The organism is Pseudomonas sp. HMSC076A11 (assembly GCF_001810205.1).
GTDB lineage: Bacteria > Pseudomonadota > Gammaproteobacteria > Pseudomonadales > Pseudomonadaceae > Pseudomonas > Pseudomonas aeruginosa.
This window is the reverse complement of record NZ_KV800320.1, coordinates 21,461-28,033: the sequence shown is the minus strand read 5'-3', so window position 1 is coordinate 28,033 and position 6,573 is coordinate 21,461. Positions and strand designations below refer to the sequence as shown.

Genomic DNA, 6,573 nt, shown 5'->3' with positions numbered 1-6,573 from the left:
TGGTGATCGAGAGCTGGCTCAACGAGCAGGCCGAGAGCCACCAGCGCGGCAAGGTGTTCGCCGGCTACATGGTCGCCGTCGACCTTGGCCTGGTGCTCGGCCAGGGCCTGCTGGCGCTGAGCCCGACCCTCGACTACAAGCCGCTGCTGCTGGTCGCCATCTGCTTCGCCTCGTGCCTGATCCCGCTGGCCATGACCCGGCGCGTGCACCCGGCCAAGCTGGTCGCCGCGCCGCTGGAAGTGCGTTTCTTCTGGCAGCGCGTGCCGCAGGCGCTGGGCACCATCTTCATCGCCGGCCTGATGGTCGGCGCCTTCTACGGCCTGGCGCCGGTCTACGCCAACCGCAACGGCCTGGATGCCTCGCAATCGAGTTTCTTCGTCGGCATGTGCATCGTCGCCGGCTTCTGTGCGCAGTGGCCGCTGGGTTGGCTGTCCGACCGCCTCGACCGCAGTTGGCTGATCCGCGGCAATGCGGTGCTGCTGTGCCTGGCCTCGATCCCGATGTGGGGGCTGGTGACGCTGCCGTACTGGTTGCTGCTGGCCAACGGGTTCGTTACCGGCATGCTGCTGTTCACCCTCTATCCGCTGGCGGTGGCGCTGGCCAACGACCACGTCGAGCAGCCGCGCCGGGTCGCGTTGTCGGCGATGCTCCTGACCACCTACGGGGTCGGCGCCTGTATCGGTCCGCTGGTGGCCGGCGCGCTGATGCGCCACTTCGGTCCGGGACTGTTCTACATGCTGGTGTCCGGCTACGCGGTGCTGCTGGTGTTCTGGGTGCAGCCCAAGCGCGTCACCGGCGAACACCGGGTCGACGAGGCGCCGCTGCAACACGTGGCGATGCCGGACACGGTCAGCCCGATGGCCGCCACCCTCGACCCGCGCGTCGAGGAAGTGCCGGAGGAGCTGGTGGTGGAGGCGCCGGCGAATATCGGCCGCTCCGACGGCGAGCCGGACGCCGGCGAGAAACCTGCTCAGTCCTGAGCCGGGAACGCCAGGTCGAAGCGGATGCGTCCCGGAGCCGGTGCACTCGCTTCGGCGCGGCCGCCGTGCAGGCGCATGATCGCCTGGACGATGGCCAGGCCGAGACCGCTGGACTGGGCGTCGCTGCGCGCGGCGTCGCCACGGTAGAAACGGTCGAACAGGCGCGACAGCGGTTCGGCCGGCAGCCTGTCGCAGGCGTTCTCCACGCTCAGCAGGAATTCCCCCGATCGGCGCAGGCCGCGCACTTCGATCAGGCTGTCGGCGCTGGCGTAGCGGATGGCGTTGGCCAGCAGGTTGCTCAGCGCCCGGCGGAACAGTTGCGGATCGGCGCGTAGCTGGCCGCTGACCTGGACGTCGAGGCTCAGCCCACGTTCCTCGGCCAGCCCTTCGAAATACTCCGCCTGGCGCCGCAGTTCTTCGCCCAGGTCCAGGCGGCTGCGCTCCACCGCTGCCCGTACGTCGTCGGCGCGAGCGAGGAACAGGATGCTCTCGACCATCCGCGCGATGCGCTCCAGCTCTTCCTGGTTGGAGGCGATCAGCGCCTGGTACTCCTCGTTGCTGCGCGGCTGGCGCAGGGCCACCTGGCCGTGGCCCATCAGCGAACCGATGGGCGTGCGGATCTCATGGGCGAGGTCGGCGGAGAACTGCTGCAGACGCTGGTAGCCGTCGTCTAGGCGTTCGAGCATGGCGTTGAACGACTGTGCCACCTGCTGCAACTCGGCAGGCGCGGCGGCGACGTCGAGGCGGGTATCCAGGCTGGTCGGATGGATCTCCGCCGCCTTCGCCGCCAGCGTGCGCAGCGGGCGCAGGCCGTGGCGCAGGACCAGCCAGCCGAGCAGGGCGGTGCCAAGGAACGCCAGCAGCACGGCGGCGATGACCCGGTCGCGGTACTGGGCGAGCATCCGCGTCTCGCCCAGCAGCAGGTGCGCGGCGGTGATCTGCAACGGCTCGCGGCCGCCGACCAGGACCTCGGCGGCGAGCACGCGCATCGGGATGCCGTCGTGGGTCAGCGCGGCGTGCACGACGGACGGATTCAACGCCTGGCCGGCGGCGACCACCCGTAGCGACGGCAGGCGTTCGTGGCGCGGGTTGACCGCGACGATCGGCGCCTCGCCGGGCTGACCGAGGAGCAGGATGTCCTGCTCGTTGCCGAGCATGTTCTCGAACAGACGCGGGCGCGCCTTCAGCTCGGCCAGGGTGAGGTTGTCGCGCAGCAGGTTGCGGAAGTGCTCGACCCGGCCGGCGACCATCACGTCGCTGCGCCGCAGCATCGCCTCTTCCACCGAGCGGTACAGGTAGAAGCCGACCGCGCTGACCACCAGCGCCGCCACCGCGGCGAACAGCAGCGCCGCGTAGAGGGTCAGGGAGCGGCGGGCGGGCACGGGCGCTCCTCACAGACGTAACCGATGCCGCGCACGGTATGGATCAGCTTGTTCGGGAAGGGATTGTCGACCTTGGCGCGCAGGCGCTTGATCGCCACGTCGACGACGTTGGTGTCGCTGTCGAAGTTCATGTCCCAGACCTCCGAGGCGATCAGGGTGCGCGACAGCACCTCGCCCTCGCGGCGCATCAGCAGGTGCAGGAGGGCGAACTCCTTGTTGGTCAGGGCGATCACCTGCCCCTGGCGGCTGACCTTGCGCCGCAGCACGTCCAGCTGCAGATCGGCCAGTTGCACCTGCTCTGCCTCGCGGACCACGCCGCGGCGCAGCAGGGTACGGATACGCAGCAGCAACTCGGTGAAGGAGAAGGGTTTCACCAGGTAGTCGTCAGCACCCAGTTCGAGGCCGCGGATACGGTCTTGCAGCTGGTCGCGGGCGGTGAGGAAGAGCACCGGCACATCGTGCTTCTTGCGCAGCACTTCCATGATCTGCCAACCGTCCAGGCCGGGCAGCATCACGTCGAGGACCACCAGGTCGTAGCGGTTCTCCAGCGCCAGGTAGAGACCGTCGGCGCCGTGCTGCGACCAGTCGACCGCATAGCCCGACTCGCCGAGGCCCTTCTTCAGGTACTCGCCGGTCTTCGTATCGTCTTCGATCACCAGGATGCGCATGTCTCGTTCCCCCTCGTTCGCCGCCATTCTAGCCAGCGCGCGGCGCGGACTCGGTGACATTTTTGTCATGCGAAAGTCATCTCCGGGTACCGCCGGCGGGGCGACCATCGAGGCTCAACCCCACCGAGGATCGACCGATGCTTCGACTCAAGGCTTCCCCCGCGCTGCTCTTCGGCCTGCTCCTGGCCAGTGCCGCCAGCTTCGCCGCGCAACCGCCTGCGGGCATGCTGCAGCCGCTGCGCGGCACCATCCAGCAGGCCGCCGACGACCACCTGCAACTGAAGGCCCGCAACGGCCAGCAACTGACGGTCAGGCTCACCGACAAGACCGCGATCCGCGCCGTGTCGCTGGCGAAGCCGGAGGACATCCAGCCCGACAGCTTCATCGGCACTGCCGCCGTGCCGCAGCCCGACGGCACCCTGAAGGCCCTCGAGGTGCATGTCTTCGCCCCCAGCCTGCGCGGCAGCGGCGAAGGCCACCGGCCCTGGGAGAACGCCGATGGCAGCGCCTCGACCATGACCAACGGTACGGTCGGCAACCTGGTGGTCAGCCAGGGCCGGCGCATGACCGTGAAATACGGCGATGGCGAGAAGACCGTGGTGGTGCCGGACGACGTGCCCATCGTCAGCCTGGAGCCGGGCGAGCGCAGCCTGCTCAAGCCTGGCGCCAAGGTCGTGCTGTTCCCGCAGAAGGGCGCCGACGGCAGCCTCACCGCCCTGGCCATCTCGGTCGGCAAGGACGGCGTGACCCCGCCGATGTGAGGTTTCGCCGGGACGGCGCGTCCGTCCCGGCCGGGTTTCCTGGGAGAAAAGCCATGAACCGTGCGTTGCACGCCTGGCCGGTGAGACTCTGCCACTGGCTCAATGCCTATGCCATGGCCTGCCTGATCGGCAGCGGCTGGGGCATCTACAACGCTTCGCCGCTGCTGGATTTCCGTTTTCCCGCCTGGGCGACCCTCGGCGGCTGGCTCGGCGGTTCCATCGCCTGGCATCTCGCCGCCATGTGGCTGCTGCTCGGCAACGGCCTGTGCTACCTCGCCTACGGACTGTCCAGCGGGCATTTTCGTCGCGACTTCCTGCCTTTGAGCGCGGCCGGCGTCTGGCGCGACCTGCGCCTCGCCCTCGGCCTGCGCCTGGTGCATGAGCCGGGCCGCTACAACGCGGTGCAGCGCCTGCTGTACTGGCTGGTCCTGGCGCTCGGTGCGCTGCTGGTGCTGTCCGGGCTGGCGATCTGGAAACCGGTGCAACTGCACGGGCTGACCGCGCTGTTCGGTGGCTTCCAGGGTGCGCGCTGGGTGCATTTCCTGGCCATGGCCGGGGTCGTCGGGTTCGTCGTCGTGCACCTGCTGCTGGTGCTGTTGGTGCCGCGCACCCTGCTGCCGATGATCATCGGACGCGAGTGGCGGCGCGGACGGAGGAGCGAAGGATGAAGGGGCCGGAGAAGAAGCGCGCGAAGATCGCGGTCGACCCGTCCAGCGAGCGGCAGATGGTCGATTTGCAACGCCGCCTGCTGTTGCGCGGCGGCCTGTCCCTGGGCGCCCTGGCGATGCTCTCGGGGTGCCGGCTACAGGATGGCGATTCGGTCGACAAGGTACTCTGGGCCATGTCGCGCTGGAACGACCGGGTCCAGGCCTGGCTGTTCAGCCGTACGCGGCTGGCGCCGACCTTCGATCCGTCGCAGGTGGCCTCGCCGTTCCCCTTCAACGCGTTCTACCCGGCCTACAACGTGCCGGAGATCGACCTGCCGGAATACCGCCTGCAGGTTTCCGGGCGGGTCCGCGACAAGCGCCCCTGGAGCCTGGAGCAACTGCGCCGGCTGCCGCAGGCCAGCCAGGTCACGCAACTGATCTGCATCGAGGGCTGGAGCGCGATCGGCCAGTGGAGCGGAGTGCCGCTGCGCACCTTCCTGGAGCTGGTCGGCGCCGACACCTCGGCGAAGTACGTTGGCTTCAAGTGCGCCGACCGCTACTACTCCAGCCTCGACATGCCCAGCGCGCTGCATCCGCAGACCCTGCTGGCGCTGGAGATGTCCGGGCAGGCGCTGCCGGAGGAGAACGGCTATCCGCTGCGCCTGCGGATTCCCACCAAGCTCGGCTTCAAGAACGCCAAGCACGTGGTGGAGATCTTCGTCAGCAACAGCAATCCCGGAGGTTACTGGGAGGACCAGGGCTACAACTGGTTCAGCGGAGTCTGAGGCGGGAGAGTGCGGCTTGCCTCGGGCCATGCGCCCAGCGCGACAGGGATGGGAAAATAGGAAAGCCCGGCATCGAGCCGGGCTTTTCTCGCGCCTTGCGGCGTAGCGAGCGGTCAGGCGGTGCGCAGGTCGAAACGGCTCATGCTGCGATGCAGGCGGTCCACGGTCTGTTCGCTGCCGTTGTCGGCCAGGCGGGCTTCGGCCTTGGTCATGTCCTTGTGCAGGCGGTCGACGGTCTGCTCGCTGCCGTTGTCGGCCAGGCGGGCTTCGGCTTTGGTCATGTCCTTGTGCAGGCGGTCGATGGTCTGCTCGCTGCCGTTGTCGGCGATGCGCAGTTCGACGCTGGACATGTCCTGGTGCAGCCGGTCGATGGTGCGGCTGGAGCCGTCGGCGGCGAAGGCGGCGTTGGCGGTCAGGGTGGCGAGGGCGAGGCCGAGGATCAGGGAAGCTTTCATGACGGTGACTCCGAGTGGGTTGTCGATTGCGTTGGAGTCATTTTCAGTTCGGATAAGTCGATTTAAAAACGAAGTGCGATGATAGTGTCTATCGATATGGGTGATTATTCATTTTCTTATTATTTATCAGTAAGTTAGTTGATTATTTTTGTGATGTCGAAGATTTCTTAAAGGATAGTTAGCTTTTCTCTATTTAATCGATAAATTGGATAAATAAGGCGAAAAGAAAAGCCGGCGCTGCGGGCGCCGGCTCTCGGACGGGTCTTGCTCTGGAGTCAGGCGAGGTCGTCGAGGATGTCGGCCATGTCGTCCGCGTGTTCTTCTTCCTGGGCCAGGATTTCCTCGAAAATGCGTCGGGTGGTGGGGTCGTCGTTACCGAGGTAGGTGATGATCTCGCGATAGCTGTCGATGGCGATGCGCTCGGCGATCAGGTTCTCGGTGACCATGTCCTTCAGGGTCTTGCCTTCGACGTATTCGGCATGGGAGCGCTCCTCCAGGCCGCGCGGATTGAAGTCCGGCTCGCCGCCCAGTTGCATGATGCGCTCGGCCAACTGGTCGGCATGCTGCATTTCCTGGTTGGCGTGCTCGAGGAACTCGGCGGCGGCGATGCTCGCCTTAAGGCCGGTGGCCATGAAGTAGTGGCGCTTGTAGCGCAGGAAGCAGACCAACTCGGTGGCGAGCGCTTCGTTGAGCAGGCGCAGGACGGTCTGGCGATCGGCCGAATAGCCTTCGGTGACCGCGCCTTCCTGGATGTTCTTGCGGGCACGGTCGCGAAGGGTCTGGACGTCCGTCAGTTGAACGGTGGTCATCGGTTTTCTCCTTGAGGCTGATCCGGTGAAAAGGGCCGGCTCTGCGGTCGGCTTTTTCTGCTTACCTAAGGTGTGAGTCCCGCGCG

The 6,573-nt window shown here is 66.8% G+C and carries 8 protein-coding genes; 4 read left to right on the top strand and 4 right to left on the bottom strand.

Translation table 11 applies throughout. The annotated features are described in order from the left end of the window. On the top strand, window positions 1-980 hold a 980-nt coding region (locus tag HMPREF2716_RS28005; RefSeq protein ID WP_049262601.1), incomplete at its 5' end, for an MFS transporter. Here HMPREF2716_RS28005 and HMPREF2716_RS28000 read toward each other — a convergent pair. After that, complete coding sequence (locus HMPREF2716_RS28000) at window positions 971-2,362, bottom strand: sensor histidine kinase (protein ID WP_003099516.1); 1,392 nt, start codon at window positions 2,360-2,362, stop codon at window positions 971-973. The genes HMPREF2716_RS28005 and HMPREF2716_RS28000 overlap by 10 nt on opposite strands. Further along, complete coding sequence (locus tag HMPREF2716_RS27995) at window positions 2,341-3,030, bottom strand: heavy metal response regulator transcription factor (RefSeq protein WP_003095515.1); 690 nt, start codon at window positions 3,028-3,030, stop codon at window positions 2,341-2,343. Before HMPREF2716_RS27995 ends, HMPREF2716_RS28000 begins: the two co-directional genes overlap by 22 nt. Before the next feature lie 137 nt (window positions 3,031-3,167). Between HMPREF2716_RS27995 and HMPREF2716_RS27990 the strand changes: the two genes are divergently transcribed. From HMPREF2716_RS27990 to HMPREF2716_RS27980, 3 genes are read left to right on the top strand one after another with little or no spacing between them, the layout of a single operon-like run. Then, complete coding sequence (locus tag HMPREF2716_RS27990) at window positions 3,168-3,791, top strand: hypothetical protein (RefSeq protein WP_003095513.1); 624 nt, start codon at window positions 3,168-3,170, stop codon at window positions 3,789-3,791. A gap of 53 nt (window positions 3,792-3,844) precedes the next feature. Then, on the top strand, window positions 3,845-4,459 hold the full coding sequence (locus HMPREF2716_RS27985; protein ID WP_003095511.1) for a cytochrome b/b6 domain-containing protein: 615 nt from the start codon (window positions 3,845-3,847) through the stop codon (window positions 4,457-4,459). After that, complete coding sequence (locus HMPREF2716_RS27980) at window positions 4,456-5,223, top strand: molybdopterin-binding protein (RefSeq protein WP_003099511.1); 768 nt, start codon at window positions 4,456-4,458, stop codon at window positions 5,221-5,223. Before HMPREF2716_RS27985 ends, HMPREF2716_RS27980 begins: the two co-directional genes overlap by 4 nt. 113 nt (window positions 5,224-5,336) lie before the next feature. On the opposite strand, the gene HMPREF2716_RS27975 is transcribed toward HMPREF2716_RS27980, so the two are convergent. Further along, window positions 5,337-5,678 (bottom strand): hypothetical protein, encoded by a 342-nt coding sequence (locus HMPREF2716_RS27975; RefSeq protein WP_003095507.1) that lies wholly within the window; start codon window positions 5,676-5,678, stop codon window positions 5,337-5,339. Window positions 5,679-5,953: 275 nt separating this feature from the next. Further along, window positions 5,954-6,487 carry a ferritin-like domain-containing protein gene (locus HMPREF2716_RS27970; RefSeq protein ID WP_003095503.1) on the bottom strand — a complete coding sequence of 178 codons (534 nt, stop codon included), beginning with the start codon at window positions 6,485-6,487 and terminating at the stop codon, window positions 5,954-5,956. Window positions 6,488-6,573: the final 86 nt, after the last annotated feature.

Coding starts and splice junctions, on each gene's coding strand:
- HMPREF2716_RS27995 (WP_003095515.1), bottom strand. CDS start 3,030: ATGCGCATCCTGGTGATCGAAGACGATACGAAGACCGGCGAGTACCTG.
- HMPREF2716_RS27990 (WP_003095513.1), top strand. CDS start 3,168: ATGCTTCGACTCAAGGCTTCCCCCGCGCTGCTCTTCGGCCTGCTCCTG.
- HMPREF2716_RS27985 (WP_003095511.1), top strand. CDS start 3,845: ATGAACCGTGCGTTGCACGCCTGGCCGGTGAGACTCTGCCACTGGCTC.
- HMPREF2716_RS27980 (WP_003099511.1), top strand. CDS start 4,456: ATGAAGGGGCCGGAGAAGAAGCGCGCGAAGATCGCGGTCGACCCGTCC.
- HMPREF2716_RS27975 (WP_003095507.1), bottom strand. CDS start 5,678: ATGAAAGCTTCCCTGATCCTCGGCCTCGCCCTCGCCACCCTGACCGCC.
- HMPREF2716_RS27970 (WP_003095503.1), bottom strand. CDS start 6,487: ATGACCACCGTTCAACTGACGGACGTCCAGACCCTTCGCGACCGTGCC.